Origin of the sequence: Parvularcula oceani (assembly GCF_000733125.1) — a bacterium.
GTDB lineage: Bacteria > Pseudomonadota > Alphaproteobacteria > Caulobacterales > Parvularculaceae > Parvularcula > Parvularcula oceani.
This window is the reverse complement of record NZ_JPHU01000014.1, coordinates 17,257-36,642: the sequence shown is the minus strand read 5'-3', so window position 1 is coordinate 36,642 and position 19,386 is coordinate 17,257. Positions and strand designations below refer to the sequence as shown.

Here is a 19,386-nt window from a genome sequence, read left to right as displayed (position 1 = left end):
CGCGATCGGCGGGGCATCGTCCCCGCCGGACACTCAGGGTGCGCCGACAGCCTCTGGAGGGAGAGGCGGGCGCGCCCTTTTTCGCGTCAGCCGCAGCGGATGGAGGTGATGACGCCCTCCTTGTCCACCTCGATCGTCATGCGGCCCGCGATATATTCCATCGTGACGACGTCACCCGGCCGGATGATGCGGGTGTAGAGGTCGTCCGGCAGGGTCACCGCCGCAATCTGCCGCCCGACCATGTCCTGATATCCCGAAGCCGGACAGTTCGGTCCCGGCGCCACGCCTTCGGGCCGGGTCTCGATCGGGACGTTCTCCGCTCCGCCGCAGGCGGCAAGGGCCAGAAGAGACACATAGAGAAAAGAGCGCATGGGCACGGTCCAGGCTTGCAGCGGGGCAAGCTTGGCATGCCCGGCCCCCGGCGTCCCGCCCTCTGCGCAGAGCCGTCCCGCTGCTGCGCAAATCGCTAGCGAGCCAGCCTTCGGAGGCGTAGAATCCGACCGCTCCCATACGACGCGAAGGCGGGCTGAGAGGGGCAGTCCGCCCTGCCGGGCTCGTCGCCGAGAGCGCGTGCGAGACCTGTGACGGGCGATGCCCGTTCTTCGAGGGAGACTTCCATGACTGCCATTCATGGCCGGGCCCGCCTGTCCCGCGGCATGCTCGGCGTTCTGGCGGCGGCGTCCGCCCTGCCGCTCCTGGCTTGGGCCGACCCGGCCGCGGCCGCGACCTATACGGTCGAACGGGTTCTGATGGACGGGCTCGCGAACCCGCGCGGGCTGACCGTCGGGCCGGACGGCACGATCTGGGTCGCCGAGGCGGGCGAAGGCGGCGAGGGGCCATCCATCGTTCTCGGCGACGGCGTCACCAATTACTATGGCGCGACGGGCGTCCTCACCCGCTATTCCGGCGGGGTTCAGGAGACGGTGGCAGACGGTTTGCCCTCCCTCGCGCCCGAAGGCGGCTTCGGCGCGAGCGGGATCCACGATATCGCCTTCGGCAGCGACGGAACGCTCTACGCCCTGTTCGGCTTCGGCACGGATCCGACCCTGCGCGGCACGCTGTCCGGAGAGAGCGGCGCCGAGCTGTTCGGGCAGCTGACGGCCTGGAACGGGACGAGCTTCGTTCCAGTCGCCGACCTCGCCGCGTTCGAGCAGGCGGAGAATCCCGACGGGGCGGATCTGAACAGCAACCCCTGGGGCTTGGCGGCGAACGGGGGCGGCTTCGTCGTCACCGATGCGGGCGGGAACACCGTGCTGACGGTGGCAGGCGACGGCACCATCGAAACGCTCGCCGCCCTCCCGGAGACGGCGAACCCCCTCCCCTTCGGCCCGCCCTTCTATCAGGCCGTGCCCACGGGCGTGGCGCTCGGCGAAGACGGCGAGGCGCTGGTCGTGCAGCTGACGGGCTTTCCCTTCGTGGAGGGCGCGGCGAACGTGTTCTCCGTCGGGACTGACGGCAGTGTCGGCACGGTCGCGGGCGGCTTCACCAATCTGATCGACGTCGCCTTCGGCGAGGACGGCACGATCTTCGCGCTGGAGCTCGACAGCGACAGCCTGACCGGGCCGGAGATGATCGGTTCGCTCTACGCCATCGACGATCTGGGGATCAGAACCCTGCTGATCACCGGGCTGATCAATCCGACCAGTCTCGCGCTCGGACCGGACGGGACGATCTACGTCACGGAGAACGGGCTGTCGCCCGAACTCGGCCGCGTGCTGGAGCTGGCGCCGATCCCGCTGCCCCCGGCCCTGCCGATGATGGCGGCCGGGATCGCGCTTCTCGTTCTGGCGCGGCGGGCCGCGCCGCGCCGCATCGAGCGGACCGTCTATGGGCGGCGCAGGCACGCGCCGTCCCGCGCCGCCCTGCGGGTGCGGAGGATCTAGGAAAGGCTCCGGCGGCGGCCCTTCGGGGCGCGCTGCCGGGCGCCGCATGCAAGAAGGGGGGAGACTTGCGCATGACATCGCCACAACGGCCGCTCAGCCTCTATCTGAGGCTGGCTCTCGGCATTGCGGGGCTGAGCGCCGCAACCTGCATCGCCATCTTCATTCTCGGCTTCACCGGGACGCCGCCTTTCCGCTTCGGCGATGCCGCGCGGATGAGCCATCTCGCCGATGTCGCGACGATATCGGCGGCGGTCTCGACGCTCTTCGCACTGATGGTCGGCGCCATCGCCATCATCGCGGTCATCGTCGCCGACAGGGCCGAGACCCGCGCGATCGAGCAGATCCGCATCGATGTGGGGCGCCTGTGGATGGCGCTCCATTCGATCCGCAACCGGGCGCTTCTCTATACCGCGCCCGATCTCGTTCGCGACGACCTCTTCCTGTTCGAGGAGGAGCGCAAGACGATCGCGGGCGTGGTGCAGGGGACGACCGGCTTCCTGATCTATACCTGCCAGGACCGGTTCAGGACCGAGGAGGACGGGATCGGCACGCTGACGACCGACCTTGCCGGCCTCGTCGACTTCCTCACCCTGCGCCCGAGCGGCCATCCCTATTTCACGCAGCTCGCCCAGCGGGCCAACACGCTGAGCGCCAAGCTGTCGGTCCTGTCCGACGAGGACATGGCCGTCATGGCCCGCGCCGCGCAGAAGATGGGCCGGGGCCTCAGCCATGCGCGGGAGATCGCGGAAAAGGACGAGATCGGATCCTTCCTCAACCAGATGAAGGACGACGCGGCCGCGGCGCTGCCCGTGCCCAGCAGGGCCGAGATCGCGGCCTTCGCCGAACGCGCTCAGAAGCGCATCGGCGGACAGGCCGGCGACCTCGTCAGGCAGATGGGCGCGAATGCCCGCGATGGCGGCCCGCGCGAGGTCGAGCTGTGGCACAAGCTGAAGGCCAAGCTCGAAGAGAGCTTCACGGAGGATGAGGTGGACGGCGCCGCGCCCGATGGCAGCGACGAGCCCTCCGGGCCGGTGATGCAATGACTGGCCCGGCTGGCGGCCAAGGCGGCAAGGGCCTGGAAGTGATCGGCGCGGGCTTCGGGCGGACCGGGACGGCCTCCCTCAAGATCGCGCTCGAGCGGCTGCTCGGCGCGCCCTGTTATCACATGAGCGAGGTGCTCGGCCGGGCGGGCCACATGGATCTGTGGCTCGATGCGGCGGAGGGGCGCCCGGACTGGGACGCGATCTTCGCGGATTATGCAGCGACGGTGGATTTTCCCGCCGCGAGCTATTGGCGGGATCTTGCCGCCGCCTATCCGGAGGCGAAAGTGGTCCTGACCACGCGCGACCCAGAAACATGGTTCCGGTCGACACAGGCGACGATCTTCAGCCCGGTCCTGCATGACAGGCTGGCCGGCACGAAGTGGGAGCGGATGCTCCGCGCCACGATCGAAGAGCATCTGGGCGGGGACTATGGCGACCGCGAGGCGCTGCTCGCAACCTTTGCGCGGCACGAGGCGGCGGTGCGCGAAGCGGTGCCGCCAGACCGCCTGCTGGTCTTCAAGGTCGCCGAGGGCTGGGGGCCGCTTTGTCGCTTTCTGGGGCAGGCAGAGCCTGACGAGCCCTTCCCCCGCGTCAATGCGAGAGAAGATTTCGACACGCTCGCAGAGCTCCTCGCCTCCCCCATCGGCCCGCGCGTCATGAACGGCGAAGGCCTGCCGGAGCCGGGCAGCGTGCATGAGAAGGTCTTCGAAGACGCGGGGACGCGGGGACCGTAGAACGGATGCGCCTCAGCGGAGGATGATGACGTGCGAGCCGAGACGGTTCGGCGTGCTCTCGTGCTCGGGCACGAGGGCGTTGAGTGCGGGTTGCTCACCGGGATCGTAGACGCGCAGCCGGTTCGAAAGCTCCGACCCTTCGAGGATGCCTAGCGCATCCGTCTCCTCAGCCCCCCAGAAGGAGAGCGTCGGCATCATCGTCTTGGGATGGTCCGCAACGCGCAGGCGGCCGAGGTAGAGGACCTCGCCCGCCTCTACCTCGAAGGTGAAGTTGGCCGGAGAAAGCTCGGTGAAGACAGTGGCGACATCCATGCCGCCCATGCCCTCGCAGCCGGCGATGAGGGCGACGAGCTGGTGCTCTCCAGGCGGCACCCGCAGCTTCATCACGGTCCGCTCGCGCGGACTGTTCGTCTCCAGCAGGGCAGAGCAGGATGGAGCGCCTCGCTGCCACGAATACCTGTCCCCAGTCCGGGAGACGCGATGATTGCCCGTCACGGCGGCCTCGCCGTCCATCTCGAAAACGAGCCGGTCGTATTTCGAGACGTCGACTTCCGCGATGAGCAGCGCGGCGTCCGTGAGGTCGTCGAAAGACGCCGAGGGCTCGGAAGTCGCGCAGGCGGCGAGGAGGACCAGAGGCGCAAACGCCAGGAGCGTCCGTCGCAGGTGTCGGGTCATGAACGCGTCCTTGGTGGAGCTGCATATCCGCCTGAAGCAGAGCGATGCGTGCGGCAGTCGAATGAAAGGAACGAATTGGAGCATAGTACAGGCACGACGGCCCGGTCTACGTCGCCGTATCGGCGAAGGGTTCGGCGACGATCTGGTGGTCGTCCTCGAAGGTGACGGTGCCGGGGCGGGATGTGCGGATCACGGTAACGGGCACGCCCTCCCCTTCGAGGAGGCCCGCCAGCGCGCGGGCGTGGGTGATCGCCTCCATCGCCTCCGGCTTGAACCAGGAGAGTGCGCGTCCCGTCCGCCTGTACCAGCCCTTGGAGGTGGTGCTGGTGAAGCGGTCCGGGATGGCGAGGTTCTTCTCGAACCACTTTATCAGCTCGCGGATCGCCTCGGCGGAATAGTGCGGCGTGTCCGGATCTCGCATGACGTCGTAGGCGATGCCGAGAAACCCGGCCCTGACGCCGCTGTCCTCATCGCGCTGGGGTGTGACGAAGCGGAGACAGGTGGGCATTGGGTGGTGGCGTCCCGCTGCGGTAAGCTACCAGCCTATCGGCTGGTGCAACCAACATAATCGGCGGATGTTGTGAAACCGGCGGCCGAAATTTCGTCAGCCAGCCAGATTGCCAATTCTGCGGCGCGTTGCTTCCCGCCGAGGGGAGAGCGAGGCTCGACGCTCACCAAGAAGCGGTTCGGCGCGGGGCGTGCCTCATCGCCAAGGTCGCAAGCCTCGGCCTCGCGAGCGCTGAGCGGCACGTTCTGTCCCCATACGCGCACTCGCCTTCCCCTCCCCTGGATTGCATGGAGCGTATAGCCGCTGTCGGAAGAAGCTGACCCTGCCTCCACGCGCAGGCCGCTATCTTCCAGAACCTGTTCGAAGACAGACGGAAATTCGTCAGCAAGTTCCGATGGCGCTGCCACATAGAACTTGTCTCCGCCGCTCCCGTCCGCGCATGAGGGCAGCACGAGAAAGAATGCACACAGTCCGAAAATCCAAAGTTTCATGCTGCCGCCCGACATGGAATGAAGTTACACGACCGTGGCAACCTTACGGCGCGCTAACCTGCGGCGCTACGCTGCGAGGCAATCCGAACCAGCCCTGAGAGGTCGTGCTGGTGCAGCGGTCCGGAATGGCGAGGTTTTGCTCAAACCAGTCGATCAGATCGCGGATCGCCTCGGCGGAATAATGGGGCGTGTCCGGATCGCGCATTGCGTCTCGGGCGACGCCGAGGAACCCTGCCCTGACGCCGCTGTCCTCATGGTGTTGAGGTGTGACGAAGCGGAGATAGGTGGGCATTACGGAACGTGGTTGAGCAGTACAGGCACTTCACCGAATAGGCCGCCAGTCGCGCAAAAAGCCGACCTGCACTGCACCAGACCCATATTGTTATCTCCGGTCATTTTTTAGTATATCTACTGATTACTCCGCAGGAGTAGAGAGCGTAGCCTTGGGCATTATGGACAAAGGAGACTTAGGATCGAACGTGCCGTCTGATCCATGTTTAGTATATCCGGTGTCGTGCAACTGATAGATCGCCGCCGCTGCGAAGGAAAGAACCGAATCGCGCGCTTCCGGAGTGCCTCCGGCATCCACCAGCGTCCGGTACGTCATTAGCGCGTTCTGGCGGTGCGTGTTCACGATCTGATTGTGCCGATGCGACAGGAAGTTCCGCGCCGAGAGGAAAACGAGATAGCCGAGAACGAAAGCAAATAGAAACTTACTAGTCGTGAATTGTATGGCTCCGTATACACTATTCGCAGCAAGAAACGGAATAGAGTGGGAAAACAACATAATGAAGCTGTATAGGGCCAACGCGCCCGAGGTCCACCAAGTCACGTCTCGCCATTTTGTTGCCAGTTCTGCATGTCGATTTGCTTCGGAAGCGAAGTAAGATGCCTGTTGCGAAACCCCCTGTTCGGCCGCCGCTTCGCGAACCTCTTCCAGTATCTTCTCGGCTTCCTCGCTGGTTGACTCTAACTCTTTTTGTATGGCGGACGTCTGGTCTCTAATGCTTTGAATCGCCGCCTGCCCCTGGTGCGCGAGGGAGCTGAAATCTACCGTTCTCGCCATTGCATATGACACAATTGGATAAATGGCGTTGAAAGTCGTTTGATATTGACTGGTGATATTGGTTATTATCGACGCCCGCGCCTGCAAACTATTTGCTTGCGTTTCATCGAATGAAATAATTTGCTCGAACGTATTGTAAACAGCATTCGCCGAATCACCGACCTGCTTTAGTTGCTGGTCAGCCAGTTCCGGCAAAATTTCTGCCGGTAACTTCTTGAACAACGCCACGAGTTTCTTCGCCGGCTCGACGGCCTCGTCAAACCGGAATGATTTGCTGAGCCTGTCTTTCTGCGGCAGCATCTCGGGGTCGAACGTTTGCACCCGTTCGAGAGACTCCCGAACACCTTCCTGATCGATCATTACTACCCCCGACCAGCCTTCCAGCTATCGAACTGGTTCCAGACCCCCTCGGCCCCGTGCCATTCGCCCTTCGTCGCGCCCTTGGAATATTCCGTGGCCCGCGCTTCGAAGAAGTTGGCGTGCTCGACGCCGTTGAGGATCTCGCGCAGCCAGGGGAGCGGGTGCTTGGTGACGCCGTAGACCGCCGGAAGCCCCAGCTGGTCGAGGCGCCAGTCGGCGACATGGCGGATATAGGACTTGATGTCGTCCGGGGTCATGCCGGGCACTTCGCCCGCCTCGAAGGCGAGGTCGATGAACTTGTCCTCGAGGCCGACGACGGTCTTGCAGCAGTCGACGATGTCGTCCTTGACCGCCGGTGTCAGGCACTGCGTCTCGCGCGCGAATTCGTGGAACAGGCGCACCATGCCTTCGCAATGCAGGCTCTCGTCGCGGATCGACCAGGTGACGATCTGGCCCATGCCCTTCATCTTGTTGAGGCGCGGGAAGTTCATCAGCATGGCGAAGGACGCGAAGAGCTGGAGGCCCTCGGTGAACCCGCCGAACATGGCCATGGTGCGCGCGATGTCGGCCTCGTTGTCGACGCCGAACTTGGACATGTAGTCGTGCTTGTCCGACATCTCCTTGTAGTCGGTGAAGGCGGAGAACTCGGACTCCGGCATGCCGATCGTTTCGAGGAGGAGCGCATAGGCCGCGATATGGATCGTCTCCATGTTGGAGAAGGCCGACAGCATCATCTTCACCTCGACGGGTTTGAAGACGCGGCTGTAGCGTTCCATGTAGTTGTCGTTCACCTCCACGTCGGACTGCGTGAAGAAGCGGAAGATCTGTGTCAGGAGGTTCCGCTCGCCGTCCGAGAGGTTGTTCGCCCAGTCCTTGCAGTCCTCGCCCAAGGGCACTTCCTCGGGCATCCAGTGGACCTGCTGCTGCTTCTTCCAGAAGTCGTAGGCCCAGGGGTAGCGGAAGGGCTTGTAGCCCTTGGAGGGGGTCATGAGGCCGGGAAGCTGGGGCGCATCGTCGAACATGGGGTCTCTCCGCAGGGCTTTGTCGGGGTTGGTGGCGGGCCGATATGGTTGCCGGGTCGTTAACGGCCACAGTATGTTGTGGTGCGCCGATTCGGCGGGAAAGTTTTCCCAAATTGCGCGAAAAAGGGGCGCGGCCTTGTCGCAGCCCCCGCAGCCGCTACGCTTCGCCCATCACAAAGGGGGACGCATGAGCGGAGCGGGAGCGGCAGGCGCGACGGGCGGAGCCACGGCGGCGAGCGCCGCGGCGGCTGCGCACAGGCTGACCCGCCTCCTCCTCGTCGCGGCGGAAGCGGATATGGCAGACAGCAGGCTCGTCACCTTCAAGGAGAAATCGGGGCGCCGCCGGGCGGTGAACCTTCTGTGGATCCTCAATATCGAGGAGGCCAAGGGCGGCCTGACCAAGGTGCGCCTCGCCGTCTCGGATAGCTGGGGGCGGCAGACCATCGACGTGGACGAGCCCTTCGAGACGGTTCTGGCCCGCATCGAAGACGCGCGGCGCCGCTAGGCGGGCGGGAGCGTCCGCCCTAGATCGGCAGCAGGAGGCCCGCCCCATGTCCCTGATCAAGATCGTCTTCCTCGCCATCGCGCTCGGCGTGGTGGTTAGCCTTCTCGCCGCGGCGCTCGGCGAAGCCGCCGATATCGAGATCAGCCCCGTCCTGGTCGGCTGCGTGACGGGTTTTCTCGCCGTTCTGGTCGCGGGGCGCCGCCAGCCGATCCCGAAAAAGCGGCGCTAGGCCGCATCGGGCGATTTGCGGCTCGACGCCTCGGCCGCCCAGACCCGCGCCTGCTCGGCCTCTTCGGGCATATAGGTGCGGCATTCGATGCCGAAGAGCGACAAGAAGCGCGCCGCGCTCTGCACGCGGCGGGAGGTGTCGGTGACGATGGCGAACCGCTTGAGCTTCACCGCCCCGCGCGAGCCCTGCGCCCCCTGAAGCACGGTGCGGAAGCGGAAGCCGCCCCCCTCCCCCCGCACCACGTCCACCTCGCCGAAGGCGTCATGGCTGCGCGAGAGGCGGTCATAGGCCTCATAGACCTGCGCGATGCCCTCTTCGGTGTAATCGTCCTCGACAGTGACCTCGACCAGGCCCCGAGCTTCGTTCGCCTCGACGCGCATTCCGTCCTCTCTGTCAGCTTCGCCCCAGCCTAGCGCTTCGGCGGCGCAGCGTCGCCCCCGGCTGGCACGGATGTGTCATTGCGGCGCGGGATTCCTATCTAGGCGGCATGACCCGGATTCATCGCACCGCCCCGCTCTTCGCCCTCCTCCCCCTGCTCGCCGCCTGCGTCGGCGGTGACGAGACGCAGGACCTCTCTTCGCAGGTCGAAGGCGTGCCGGAAGGCGCGGAGAGCCTGCTGGTCGCGGGCGGATGCTTCTGGTGCGTCGAGGCCGATTTCGAGAAGAAGGAGGCGGTCTACGAAGTGGTCTCCGGCTATGCCGGCGGCGAGACGCCCGATCCGACCTACAAGACCTATGAGGCGGGCGGACACCGCGAGGTCGCGCGGATCTATTACGATCCCGAGCGGACCGATTACGAGACGCTGGTGCGGGACTTCCTGCGCACGGTGGACGTGACCGATGCGGGCGGGCAGTTCTGCGACCGCGGCTATGGCTACACCACGGCCGTCTATTACGAGAGCGAAGCGGAGCGCGAGGCGGCGCGAGCCGCGCTCGCCGAGGCGGAGCGGCAGCTCGGACAGGAGGTGGTGACGGACCTCGCCGCCGAGCCGGACTTCACCGCCGCCGAGGCCTATCACCAGGATTACTACGAGAAGAACCCGCTGGCCTATCGCTATTACCGCACGTCCTGCGGACGGGATGCGCGCCTCGAAGAGCTGTGGGGCACGGAGGCCTGAGGCGGGCCGTCATCGTGGATCACCCCGTAAGGGTCCTGATGCGTGATGACGTCGGTATCGGGAAAGATCGCCTCGATCGTCCGCTCGACCCTGTCGGCGATGGCGTGCGACTGGAGCAGCGTCATGTCGGGGTCGAGCTCCAGATGCATCTGGACATAGCGGCGGCGGCCCGCGCGCCGCGTCCTCAAGGCATGGTGGCCGAGGACGTCCGGGTCGGACTGCACGATGTCGCGGATGCGGGCGATGTCTTCGGCGGGCAGTTCCTGATCCATGATCTGCGGCAGCGCCGCCGTGCCGATCTCGCGCACCGACCAGAGGAGGAAGGCCGCCGCGAGAAGTCCCGCCAGAGCGTCCGCTCGCAGGATGCCGAATGACGAGGCCAGGAAGACGGCAAAGAGCGCGCCCAGATTGGCGATCACGTCGCCGAGGTAATGCGCCCTGTCCCCCTCGATGACGAGACTGCCCGAGCGGCGCAGCGCCAGCGTCTGGAACCCCACGAGCAGGATCGTCGCCAGCGCCGACCCGGCCAGGACCAGGACCGCGACCTCGGTGCGTTCGATCGCCTGCGGGTGCAGGAGGCGGTCGATGCTTTCCCAGGCGACGAAGACCGCCGAAGCGGTGATCACGATGGACTGGAAGAGCGCGGAGAGGGCCTCGGCCTTCTGGTGGCCGAAGGTGTGATCGGCATCGGCGGGCAGCGCTGCGTAGCGGACCGCCATGAAGGCGACGAGAGAGCCCAGAACGTCGAGCCCCGAATCCGCGGCCGCGCCGAGGACGGCTGCCGAATCGGTCGCCCGCCACGCCCAGATCTTGAGCGCGAGGAGCGACAGGGCGACGAGAAGCGAGGCCGCCGTCCCGAGCCGGGCCCAGCCATCCTCTGCCTTTGTGCGATGCATCGTGTCGTCGGCCATATCGGGCGATAGTCGCAAATGACCGGACCGGTCAAAGCTCTTTCAATCTGGACGGGCCGCAACATACGCAAAAGCGGCCCGCCCCGAAAGGGACGGGCCGCCTCGGGCGAGCCGCCGGTCCGTCTTAGTAGCCGAGGCCCGGACCGCCGAAGGTGTGCTGATAGGTCAGCGTGAACATGTCGGCATTCGCCTCGCCGAAATTATAGCGGGTGTAGTCAGCGCGGATGGCGCTCACCTCGGAGAGGTTGAAGCGGGCGGAACCGCCGAAGGCGAAACCGTCATCCGAGCCGCCGCGGGTCGTGGACAGCGTCTGGTTGCTGCCGTCGGGCAGTTGGCGGCTGACCGAGAAGGTGTTGTCGACCTCGGCCAGGGCGTAGCCGACGCGGCCGGAGACGTTGAAGCGCTCATTGACCGGGAAACCAGCGCGCACATAGGCGCCGACGAGATAGTCGAGACCGATTTCACCGTCGCCCGCGAGGACCTGGCCCAGATCGTCGGCATCGGCGTTGTCGTCGATCTGGTCGAATTCGCGCAGGTCGATCTCGTCGGAGTTCAGGTCGAAGCCGCCATCGCTGACGCCGAAGGTGCCGTCGACCTCGAAGCTGAAGACCGGCGTGAACTGATAGCCGCCCCGGACCGTCAGCGCGCTCGTCCCGTCGCCGACATCGTCGAAGCTGGCGTCGTCGCTGTCGGTCTCGATGTCCACATAGCTGTAGCCGCCGCCCAGATAGAAGCCGGACGCTTCGTCCTGATAGGGCTCGAGCTGCTGCGCGGAGGCAGTGCCGGCGCCGATGAGCGCGGCGGCGGAAGCAGCGGCGAAGAATTTGATCTTACTCATGTATTAATATCCTCGTGTACGAACGAACGCTGCTCTAACGGGCCGAAGGGGGGTGGGCGTTCCAACGCCCTCGCCCCGCTGGCGCCCCGCTGTTGCATTGCGGCCACGGAAATGGCCCGCATCGCCGGTTTCGGAAGAGCGGGTCGCGCCAGTGTGACCGTACACGGCCTAATGCGACGGATTGTTTCAGAAGCCTGTCGGAGCCTTCACGCGGGCGTGATCACATGGGGCAGGAACATCGCCTCATCGTCGGTGATCGCCCCGCCTTCCCGGATGCCGAGCGCGCAGGGCGCATCGCCGACGACCCAGACGCCGAGGACGGGGCGGTGGCCGCCGAAATCGGGCAAGGGCGCATAGGCCTGGCAGACCCAGCCCTCCTTGCCGTAGCCCTGGGAAGGCGCGCTGATCCCTTCGCCGATCACCGAGATATCCGCGCCTTCCCGACCATAGAGCGGCTTTCGCACGTAAGGATCGCCAAGGGCCTCGTGCTCGGCGCCGAAATAGGCGGGCAGCAGGTTCTCGTGGTCCGGCCAGCCTTCCCACAAGAGAGCGAGCAGGCCCTTATTGGAGAGGATCGCTTTCCAGGGCGGCTCGATCCATTGCGTGTCGCTGTCCGGGAGGTCCGCGCCGAAGGGTTCGCGGTGCATGAACTCCCAAGGATAGAGCTTGAAGGCCTGCTCGATCAGCAGGCTGCCCTCATCCGCATAGCGGCCCGCCAGATCGACGCCGACCTCGCGGATGTCGGTGTAGCGGGTATCGAAGCCCGCCTGCCGCGCCGTGTCCTCGAGATAGAGCGTCGTCGCGCGGTCCTCGAAGCCGTCATCCACCGAGAGGAAGTGCAGGAGCCGCCCCCGGTCCGCCACCGCGTCCCAACGCGCGACGAGCGCCTCGTGCAGGCTCGTGAACTGGTCCGTGCCCTCCGGCACATCGCCGCGGGCCAGCCTGTCCTCGAGCCACATCCACTGAAAGGCCGCAGCCTCGAAGACCGAGGTCGGGGTATCGGCATTGTATTCGTAGAGCTTCGCGGGTCCCTCGCCGTCATAGCGGAAGTCGAACCGGCCATAGAGATGCGGCGCCCGGTCCTGCCAGCTCTGCCTGATCCAGTCGTGGAAGCGCTCGGGGATGGCGAGCCGGTCCATGACGGAGGGCGTCGAGACGGCATGATCGACCACTTCGAGGCACATGGCGTGGAGGCGTTCGGCCGGGTCTTCGAGATCCTCCTCGATCTCGCGCAGGGAGAAGGCATAGGCCGCGGCATCCTCCCAATAGGGCGCGCCCGAGAATGTGTGGTGGATGAACCCCACGGCGTCGGCCCGCTCCCGCCAATCGGACCGTTCGGGAAGAGTTATCCGCTCCATCATGCCGCTCCGCTCGTCGCGAAACCTGATTGCCAGAGCGGGCTGCGCGCGGAAAGCCGGGGCGGCAGGTAAAGATTGGCTTAAGACTTGCAACGCCCCGGTGCGACGGTCCCGGGGGGCCGCCATAGCCAATGGAAATGAGGGGCGAGAATGAAGAGATACCTGTTAGCCGGCCTGAGCGCCGCCACACTGCTCATTGCGCCTGCCGCATCCGCAGGCGTGCTGACGCTCGATTTCGGCGAAAGCAGCCTGAGCTCGAACGAAACGGCGACCGGCGCCTCCGCGGAGGTGACGATGGGGTTCGAGAACGAGGACGGGGAGGTCCGCCTGACCGTCACCGTCGACAACACGACGGACGAGACGGATTTCGGCCTCGGCGCGATGGAAGGGCAGCTGACGGGCTTCGCCTTCGATCTTCCGGGCGGCGCCAGCTATGTCGATGAGAGCTTCACGACCACGGGCTATCTCGACACGCTGATCGTCGATGCGAGCCTGCCGCCCTTCGGCTCGTTCGACCTCGCCTTCGCCGACAACAAGAACTTCGCCGGCGGCAACGCCAAGGGCGCGCTGCCGGAAGGCCAGTCGGCCACGATGAGCGTCCTCCTGGCGACGACGGCCGATGCCGACATGCTGATGCAAGCCTTCAGCACGGCGCTGTTCTCCGGCGAGATCCGCGCCGCTCTGCGGTTCCAGTCGGTCGGCGCGGACGGAGAGCTCAGCGACAAGCTTCTGTTCGACGACCTCAACCCCGTCCCGGTGCCCGGCGCAGCCGCGCTGATGCTGACGGGCCTGATCGGCGGCGCGGGCGCGCGCAGGCTGCGCCGCCGCTAGACCTCCGAGGGGGGCCGGAGGAGGGAAAGGCTCCGCTTCGGCGGGGCCTTTCTTCGTTCCGGGATCAGCTCGACCCGAGCTTCTTGGGCTCGCCGGCGCGGGCGAGCGCCAGGATATCGTCCGTATCCGTCGACTGGTCGGTGATGCCCGCGGCCTTGAGCCGGCTGTCGAGGTCGCCGCCATCCTCCGCGATCTCGTTCGCCGCTTCGAGGCGGGCGCGGGTCGCGGCCTGGCGCTCCTTGATGCGCTGAAGGCTTTCCGCCGCGCTGCCGAGCGAGGAGTTCGAGCCCGCATGGGAGTTGGCGACGGCGGACTGCGCCTTCACGAGGGCATCGTTCGCGCGCACCGTTTCGACTTCGCGCTTGAGCGCCTCGATCTTGCGGTCGTTCTCGCGGATGGCCGAGCGCAGGTCGTTGCAGGTGGCCTCGTAATTGTCGATCACCTCGCGCTCGGTCCGCCCCTGCTCCTCGATCTGCTTGACGGCGGCGGCGACGTCGCGGGCGAGCGCCTCGTCGCCCTTGTCAAGCGCGGCGCGGACCTGTCCCATGCGGCGCTCATAGTCCGCCTGCAGACCGTCGAGCTTCTGCTCGGCGACCTTCTTCTTGCCCATGATGGTCGCGAGGCTGTCCTTGGCGCGGCCATTGGCGGTCTCGGCGTCTCGCAGTTCCTGGTCGAGGATCCGCAGCGCGTTCTTGTCGACGGCGGCCTCGCCCGCTTCGTTGATCGCGCCGCGGGCGCCGGTGAAGAGCTTTGAGAGGAAACCCATCGAACTACTCCTGTCCCGCGCCGGCATCGCCGCGCGCCTCGGCCATGTCTACGGCATTGGTGGCGAGGAAGCGAAGCTCGCGCACCACGTCATCCAGCGTCGAACGCGCGGAGAGCGCGCCGAACAGCTCGTACCAGTCGCGCCCGCCCAGCGTCGTGATGCCGAAGGTCGAAAGCGGCAGGAGCTTGTGGATGCGCAGCGCATGCTCCTCGAAGCGGTGCGGTTCGTCCTGCTCGTCGCGCGGCCAGAGCAGGGTCGAGGCGAGGATCTGCTCGCCCGACACGGTCATGGCGACGTTCAGCCCACCCGCATCGGGAAAGGTGACGATCAGCGTCTCCCCCTCCCCCGAGAGCGTGATTTCGCCCTCCATCGCGCTCGGCAGCTGCTCCCGCAGCGCCGCCACCGTCCACGCTTCCGCCATCGCGCGCCTCCCTTGGATGTCGGCTATCACCTGTTGTTGATGTGACAGGGTGTCAAGGCTAGCACGGGTCCGGGAACTGCCGGAGGGGACGAGGCGTGCCGATCATTCTGCGCCGCCTGGTGATCGCGACCATCGAAGCGAAATGGTGGGTCATCGCGCTCGCCGCTGTCCTGCACATCGCCGTCACCTGGATCGGGCTCGTCCTGCTTGGCGAAGAGGCGCTGACGGGCGAGGCCTTCGGCTACTACTACCTGACGACGGTGACGACGGTCGGTTATGGTGACCTGTCGCCGGTCAGCGAGGCCGGGCGCTGGTTCGCGGCCGTGTGGCTGATGGTCGGGGGCATCGCGCTGTTCACCACGGTGCTCGCCAAGGTTCTGGGCGCGGTCAGCGCGGCATGGAGGAGACGCGTGGAAGGATATGGCGACTATACGAAGCTCAGGGGCCACACCATCCTGGTCGGCCATGAGGAAGGGCGGACCGAACGCCTGATCGCCGAGCTGCGTGCCGATGACGGCCGCGCCGGCGGCACGGACGAGGCCGATATCGTGCTCGTCACCGCCCGCGAGGCGAAGCCGCTCGAAGACGTGCGCATGGTCCGTACGCAGCGCCTCGCGGATGCTGCCGCTCTGCGCAGGGCCGGCATCGAGGGCGCGGAACGGGTGCTCGTCTATGCCGAGGACGACGACGTCACCCTCGCCGCCTGCCTCGCCGTGGCGAGCCTGAACCCAGAAGCGCATGCGGTCGCCTATTTCGACGATGCCGAGACCGCCGCCCTCGCCCGCCACCACTGCCCCCGGCTCGAGACCGTCTTCTCGCCGGCAGAGGACCTGGTGGTCCGGGCCACGCGGGACCCCGGCGCGTCCTCCGTCCTCAGCGCGCTCGTTTCTGCGACCGACGAGGCGGGCTCGCTCTACTCCGCCCCGGGCGAGGCGCTCGGCGCCCCCTGCTCGGTCGGCGCGGCGCAGGAGCATTTGCGGGCGCAGCGGGCCACCCTCCTCGCCATCAGCCGCAGGGGCGAGGCGCCGATCCTCTGCATGGGCGGGGACGAATCGATCAGGCCCGAGGACACGGTGTTCTACGTCGCCAGGAAGAGGATCGCCTGATGGTCCTCTCCAAGCTCTTCAGGAGCCTCGGCGGCGAGCCGCCGAAGCCGAAGGCCCTGCCACAGGTGGGCGAGGCGACGCTCGGCCGGGCGCTGCGCCTCGATGCGTCCATGCTGGAAGCCATGGAGGCGGCGCTCGGCGAGAGCGTGTCGCCCGACCTCGTCATCACGGGGCAGGGCCTCGTCGAGATGGCGGACGAGACCGGCACTTCCTGGCTGCACCGCTTCTATGACGACGAGGACCGGATGCTCCAGGCGATCACGGGCAGCAAGGATGGCGGCGATGCGGAGGAATGGTCCTTCTACGTACCCGCAGGCTCGGAGCACCTGCCGCAGGACGGGCGCATCGGCGACTGGATCGACCGCCTCTCCCGGCCCGAGATCGAACATGGCGGCGAGCGCTTCGACCGCCTCTGGTATGAAGGCGACGACCGGACCCAGCCGCCCGTGCGCTTCGTCGAGACCGTCTATGAGCGCGCCGACATGACGGAGGGCCGCGAGATCGTGCAGGAATGCATGGTCTATGGCCGCGAAGCGCCGCAGGGAGAACTTCTGCTTCTCGCCCTCGTCATGGGACAGGGGCGCGAGGCGACCTTCGAGCGCATGCTCGGCACGGGGCTGCGGCCCCATCAGGTGACGATCTAGGAGGGTGGAGAAGGAATGTTCGATCTCGGAGTGGGACTGGAGTCCCTTGCGGCAGGCTTCCTGCCCTTTCTCGTCTATTTCATCGTCGGACTGGCGCTGACGGCGGGCTTCGCCGCGCTCTATGCGGCCGTGACGCCGCATGAAGAGCTCAAGCTCATCCGCGCGAACACCCATGGCGCGGCGATCAGCTTTTCGGGCGCCCTGCTGGGGTTCGCCCTGCCCATGGCGCATCTCATCGCCCAGGCCGTCACCGTGTTCGAATTCGTCTTCTGGGGCATCGCCGCGGGCCTCGTGCAGCTCGCCGCCTTCTTCCTCTTCCGCCTGGTCTTTCCTCGGATCAGCACGCGGATCCATGAGGGAGAGATCGCCGCGCCGACCTTTCTCGGCGCCGTCCACGTCGTGATCGGGCTGATCAACGCGGCGTCTCTGACCTATTAGAGCAGCATCGCCGCCGGCTCTTCGATGTACTGCTTGAAGACCGAGAGGAAGGTCGCGCCGACCGCGCCGTCCACCACGCGGTGGTCGCAGGTCAGCGTGACCGTCATCATCATGCGCGGCACGATCTGGCCGTCGCGGACCACGGCCCGCTCCTCGCCGGCGCCGACCGACATGATCGCGCCCTGCGGCTGGTTCACGATGGACGAGAAGCTGGTGATGCCGAACATGCCGAGATTGGACACCGAGAAGGTGCCGCCCTGGTATTCCTCGGGCTTGAGCTTCTTGTTGCGCGCGCGGCCCGCCAGATCGCGCACCTCTTCGGCGATCTGCTTGAGGCCCTTGGTCTCGGCCTTCCAGACGATGGGCGTGATCAGCCCGCCATCGATGGCCACCGCGACGCCGATATCAGCATGCTTGTGCTGGAGGATCGCCTGCTCGGTATAGGTCGCGTTCGCCGCCGGGACCGCCATCAGCGCCTGCGCGGCGGCCTTCACGATGAAGTCGTTGACCGAGACCTTGTAGAAGCCTTCCTCGCCCTTGGGCGGAGAGGCGGCGTTGAGCTTGGCGCGTGCGCTGAGGAGCGCCGTCAGCTCGCAATCGACGTTGAGCGGGAAGTGCGGAACCTCCTGGAAGCTCTGCGTCAGGCGCTTGGCGATGGTCTTGCGCATGCCGTCATTGCGCAGAGCCTCGTAGCTTTCCGCCGGATAGAGGCGCTCGTCGACGCCGGCGGCGGGCGAGGGCGCGGGCGGCACGTCGGCGGTGGCCGCGCCGGCCTTGCCGGTGCCGTCCTTGAGCGCCTTCTCGATGTCGCGCTTGACGATCCGGCCCTTGGGACCCGTGCCGCTGAGCGCGGACAGCTCGAGGCCTTCCTGCTTCGCGATGCGGCGCGCAAGCGGCGAGGCCTTGATGCGGCCGCCGTCCTGCGCCGCCTTATCGCCGCCGACGGAGCTGTGGGAGGCCGCGTCATTGCCGCCGCCCGAGCCGTATGAGGAGCGGACGGCCTCTTGCGAACGCGCATCCGTCGTCACCGGCCCTGACGCCGTGCCGCTGTCGGGCGTGCCCGCCGAGGCGGCGGCCATTTCCTCTTCGGCGCCCTTGCCGGTCTTGGCTTCATCGGAGGGTTTGGGTTCGGGCTGCGCGCTCTGCCCGCCGGACAGGGCCGCCTCGTCGATATCGTCCGCGCTTTCGCCCTCTTCGAGGATCACGGCGATCGGCGCGTTCACCTTCACGCCCTCGGTCCCCTCGGCGATCAGGATCTTGCCGAGCGTGCCCTCCTCGACCGCCTCGACCTCCATCGTCGCCTTGTCGGTCTCGATCTCGGCGATCACGTCGCCCGATGAAATCTCGTCCCCCTCGGAGACCAGCCACTTGGCAAGCGTCCCCTCCTCCATCGTCGGCGACAGGGCGGGCATCAGGACTGGAATGGGCATGCAGCGTCACTACTCTTCGAATTGGGCCAACGAACCGGGACCATAGTCATTCGGGCCCCGCTTGCCAGGGATGAAATACAACCAGGCGATCTGGATAGGCAGGAAGATGAGCACCGTCGAGAACCCGCCCATGCCCGAGGCCGTCAGGTCCTGGCTGGTCGTCTCCGCCGGCACGCCGTCGAACAGGGCGCCCCAGCCGCCTTCCGCGGAGACATATTCGCTCAGGAAGAAGGCGAAGCCGATCGCGTAGAAGAGGTAGAAGACGAGGTTCCATCGCCCCGTCCTTCCCATGTCGTGCATGCGCTTCCACGGCGTCGCGACGAAGACCGGCCACGCGCTCGCGAGCCAGAAGGCGAGCGACAGGGCCGCGCTGTCGAAAGCGTCGACGATCGCGGCGAGCAGGAGGAAGGGTAGGAACAGCCCGACGAAGAGCTGCCTCCGCCCGATGCGCCCGCGCGGATCGAACAGGAACCGGACGGCCCCCATCAATCCGCGAGACCGCGGCCGTCCGCCTGCGGATCGCGGCCATAGCGATTGTCGGCCCGCTCTCCCGGCACGACGTAGAGATAGACGAAGAAGAACAGGACGAGCGCGATGATCGCGACCGTCGATAGGAGGCCGAGTCCGGTGCGCAGGACTTGGGGATAGTGCTCGACGAAGAGAGCCCGTTGCTCGGTCGGCGTCATCACCCCTTCGGCGCTGACGCCGGCATCGCGCAGCACCTGGCCGAACTCGATGCCGACGAAGACGGTGAGCACCAGCGTGACGGCGTAATAGCCGAGCAGCCACCGGCCGCTCTTGCCGTGGTCATGCAGCCGCTTCATCGGAACGGCGATCGTGCTCGGCCAGAGATAGAAGATGCCGACCACGGTGCTCAGAACGCCGAAGACGGGAGCCGCCTCTCCCAATGCGCCAAGGCCGACGCTGATCAGGAAATAGGGCAGGAAGAAGCCCAGCCACATGCCCTTGCGGCTGATCCGCCCCCTCGGGTTGAACAGGAAGTCGAACAT

At 66.4% G+C, this 19,386-nt stretch carries 26 protein-coding genes; 10 read left to right on the top strand and 16 right to left on the bottom strand.

Annotation, left to right across the window (positions count from 1 at the left end; genetic code table 11):
- Positions 1-86 precede the first annotated feature (86 nt).
- Positions 87-371, bottom strand: coding sequence for an I78 family peptidase inhibitor (locus tag IE88_RS18225; RefSeq protein ID WP_051882228.1), 285 nt, complete (start codon positions 369-371; stop codon positions 87-89).
- 246 nt (positions 372-617) lie between these two features.
- Here IE88_RS18225 and IE88_RS18220 point away from each other — a divergent pair, with 246 nt between their 5' ends.
- The 3 genes from IE88_RS18220 (at position 618) to IE88_RS0113470 (ending at position 3,660) form a co-directional block, all read left to right on the top strand.
- Positions 618-1,883 carry a ScyD/ScyE family protein gene (locus IE88_RS18220; RefSeq protein WP_051882227.1) on the top strand — a complete coding sequence of 422 codons (1,266 nt, stop codon included), beginning with the start codon at positions 618-620 and terminating at the stop codon, positions 1,881-1,883.
- A gap of 71 nt (positions 1,884-1,954) precedes the next feature.
- On the top strand, positions 1,955-2,926 hold the full coding sequence (locus tag IE88_RS0113475) for a hypothetical protein (protein ID WP_031555336.1): 972 nt from the start codon (positions 1,955-1,957) through the stop codon (positions 2,924-2,926).
- Entirely contained in the window at positions 2,923-3,660 is a 738-nt protein-coding gene (locus tag IE88_RS0113470) for a sulfotransferase family protein (protein WP_162178350.1), read from the top strand. The genes IE88_RS0113475 and IE88_RS0113470 overlap by 4 nt, the downstream gene beginning before the upstream one ends.
- A gap of 12 nt (positions 3,661-3,672) precedes the next feature.
- On the opposite strand, the gene IE88_RS0113465 is transcribed toward IE88_RS0113470, so the two are convergent.
- From IE88_RS0113465 to IE88_RS0113445, 6 genes are all read right to left on the bottom strand, one after another.
- Positions 3,673-4,335 carry a hypothetical protein gene (locus tag IE88_RS0113465; RefSeq protein WP_031555331.1) on the bottom strand — a complete coding sequence of 221 codons (663 nt, stop codon included), beginning with the start codon at positions 4,333-4,335 and terminating at the stop codon, positions 3,673-3,675.
- Between the two features lie 106 nt (positions 4,336-4,441).
- Positions 4,442-4,843, bottom strand: coding sequence for a hypothetical protein (locus IE88_RS16730; RefSeq protein WP_036767332.1), 402 nt, complete (start codon positions 4,841-4,843; stop codon positions 4,442-4,444).
- Between the two features lie 35 nt (positions 4,844-4,878).
- A complete protein-coding gene (locus tag IE88_RS18215) occupies positions 4,879-5,334 on the bottom strand; it encodes a hypothetical protein (protein ID WP_156032603.1) in 456 nt (151 codons plus the stop codon).
- Between the two features lie 43 nt (positions 5,335-5,377).
- Positions 5,378-5,626, bottom strand: a complete 249-nt coding sequence (locus IE88_RS0113455) for a hypothetical protein (protein WP_031555315.1) — start codon at positions 5,624-5,626, stop codon at positions 5,378-5,380.
- 123 nt (positions 5,627-5,749) lie between these two features.
- Entirely contained in the window at positions 5,750-6,760 is a 1,011-nt protein-coding gene (locus IE88_RS0113450) for a hypothetical protein (protein ID WP_031555313.1), read from the bottom strand.
- Between the two features lie 2 nt (positions 6,761-6,762).
- Positions 6,763-7,782 carry a ribonucleotide-diphosphate reductase subunit beta gene (locus tag IE88_RS0113445; protein ID WP_031555309.1) on the bottom strand — a complete coding sequence of 340 codons (1,020 nt, stop codon included), beginning with the start codon at positions 7,780-7,782 and terminating at the stop codon, positions 6,763-6,765.
- Positions 7,783-7,969: 187 nt separating this feature from the next.
- On the opposite strand from IE88_RS0113445, the gene IE88_RS0113440 reads away from it, so the two are divergent.
- Both IE88_RS0113440 and IE88_RS0113435 read left to right on the top strand, forming a co-directional pair.
- The gene (locus IE88_RS0113440) at positions 7,970-8,287 is read left to right on the top strand and encodes a hypothetical protein (RefSeq protein ID WP_031555307.1); all 318 of its coding nucleotides are present in this window, start codon (positions 7,970-7,972) and stop codon (positions 8,285-8,287) included.
- 46 nt (positions 8,288-8,333) lie between these two features.
- The gene (locus tag IE88_RS0113435; RefSeq protein ID WP_031555304.1) at positions 8,334-8,516 is read left to right on the top strand and encodes a hypothetical protein; all 183 of its coding nucleotides are present in this window, start codon (positions 8,334-8,336) and stop codon (positions 8,514-8,516) included.
- On the opposite strand, the gene IE88_RS0113430 is transcribed toward IE88_RS0113435, so the two are convergent.
- Positions 8,513-8,896, bottom strand: coding sequence for a SpoIIAA family protein (locus tag IE88_RS0113430; RefSeq protein WP_031555303.1), 384 nt, complete (start codon positions 8,894-8,896; stop codon positions 8,513-8,515). The two genes, IE88_RS0113435 and IE88_RS0113430, sit on opposite strands and share 4 nt — an antisense overlap.
- 107 nt (positions 8,897-9,003) lie before the next feature.
- Here IE88_RS0113430 and msrA point away from each other — a divergent pair, with 107 nt between their 5' ends.
- Positions 9,004-9,633: a peptide-methionine (S)-S-oxide reductase MsrA gene (gene msrA / locus IE88_RS0113425; RefSeq protein WP_036767329.1), complete on the top strand. Its 630-nt coding sequence runs from the start codon at positions 9,004-9,006 to the stop codon at positions 9,631-9,633.
- Here msrA and IE88_RS0113420 read toward each other — a convergent pair.
- The 3 genes from IE88_RS0113420 to IE88_RS0113410 form a co-directional block, all read right to left on the bottom strand.
- Positions 9,573-10,529 (bottom strand): cation diffusion facilitator family transporter, encoded by a 957-nt coding sequence (locus IE88_RS0113420; protein ID WP_162178349.1) that lies wholly within the window; start codon positions 10,527-10,529, stop codon positions 9,573-9,575. The genes msrA and IE88_RS0113420 overlap by 61 nt on opposite strands.
- A 139-nt stretch (positions 10,530-10,668) precedes the next feature.
- Entirely contained in the window at positions 10,669-11,382 is a 714-nt protein-coding gene (locus tag IE88_RS0113415; protein ID WP_031555298.1) for an outer membrane beta-barrel protein, read from the bottom strand.
- 206 nt (positions 11,383-11,588) lie between these two features.
- Positions 11,589-12,743, bottom strand: coding sequence for a glutathionylspermidine synthase family protein (locus IE88_RS0113410; RefSeq protein ID WP_202900510.1), 1,155 nt, complete (start codon positions 12,741-12,743; stop codon positions 11,589-11,591).
- 147 nt (positions 12,744-12,890) lie between these two features.
- Between IE88_RS0113410 and IE88_RS0113405 the strand changes: the two genes are divergently transcribed.
- Positions 12,891-13,571, top strand: coding sequence for a PEP-CTERM sorting domain-containing protein (locus IE88_RS0113405; protein WP_031555295.1), 681 nt, complete (start codon positions 12,891-12,893; stop codon positions 13,569-13,571).
- 64 nt (positions 13,572-13,635) lie between these two features.
- Here the strand turns inward: IE88_RS0113405 and IE88_RS0113400 are convergent, their stop codons facing one another.
- Positions 13,636-14,337, bottom strand: coding sequence for a PspA/IM30 family protein (locus IE88_RS0113400; RefSeq protein WP_031555293.1), 702 nt, complete (start codon positions 14,335-14,337; stop codon positions 13,636-13,638).
- A gap of 4 nt (positions 14,338-14,341) precedes the next feature.
- Positions 14,342-14,758: a YjfI family protein gene (locus IE88_RS0113395; RefSeq protein ID WP_031555292.1), complete on the bottom strand. Its 417-nt coding sequence runs from the start codon at positions 14,756-14,758 to the stop codon at positions 14,342-14,344.
- Positions 14,759-14,853: 95 nt separating this feature from the next.
- Between IE88_RS0113395 and IE88_RS0113390 the strand changes: the two genes are divergently transcribed.
- From IE88_RS0113390 to IE88_RS0113380, 3 genes are read left to right on the top strand one after another with little or no spacing between them, the layout of a single operon-like run.
- Complete coding sequence (locus IE88_RS0113390) at positions 14,854-15,864, top strand: potassium channel family protein (protein ID WP_051882222.1); 1,011 nt, start codon at positions 14,854-14,856, stop codon at positions 15,862-15,864.
- Entirely contained in the window at positions 15,864-16,508 is a 645-nt protein-coding gene (locus IE88_RS0113385; protein WP_031555288.1) for a DUF2491 family protein, read from the top strand. The genes IE88_RS0113390 and IE88_RS0113385 overlap by 1 nt, the downstream gene beginning before the upstream one ends.
- Positions 16,509-16,523: 15 nt before the next feature.
- Positions 16,524-16,946, top strand: a complete 423-nt coding sequence (locus IE88_RS0113380; protein WP_051882221.1) for a DUF350 domain-containing protein — start codon at positions 16,524-16,526, stop codon at positions 16,944-16,946.
- Here IE88_RS0113380 and IE88_RS0113375 read toward each other — a convergent pair.
- From IE88_RS0113375 to IE88_RS0113365, 3 genes are read right to left on the bottom strand one after another with little or no spacing between them, the layout of a single operon-like run.
- A complete protein-coding gene (locus IE88_RS0113375) occupies positions 16,943-18,376 on the bottom strand; it encodes a pyruvate dehydrogenase complex dihydrolipoamide acetyltransferase (protein ID WP_031555284.1) in 1,434 nt (477 codons plus the stop codon). The genes IE88_RS0113380 and IE88_RS0113375 overlap by 4 nt on opposite strands.
- A 9-nt stretch (positions 18,377-18,385) precedes the next feature.
- Positions 18,386-18,862 carry a DUF805 domain-containing protein gene (locus IE88_RS0113370; RefSeq protein ID WP_031555283.1) on the bottom strand — a complete coding sequence of 159 codons (477 nt, stop codon included), beginning with the start codon at positions 18,860-18,862 and terminating at the stop codon, positions 18,386-18,388.
- Entirely contained in the window at positions 18,862-19,386 is a 525-nt protein-coding gene (locus tag IE88_RS0113365) for a DUF805 domain-containing protein (RefSeq protein ID WP_031555281.1), read from the bottom strand. Before IE88_RS0113365 ends, IE88_RS0113370 begins: the two co-directional genes overlap by 1 nt.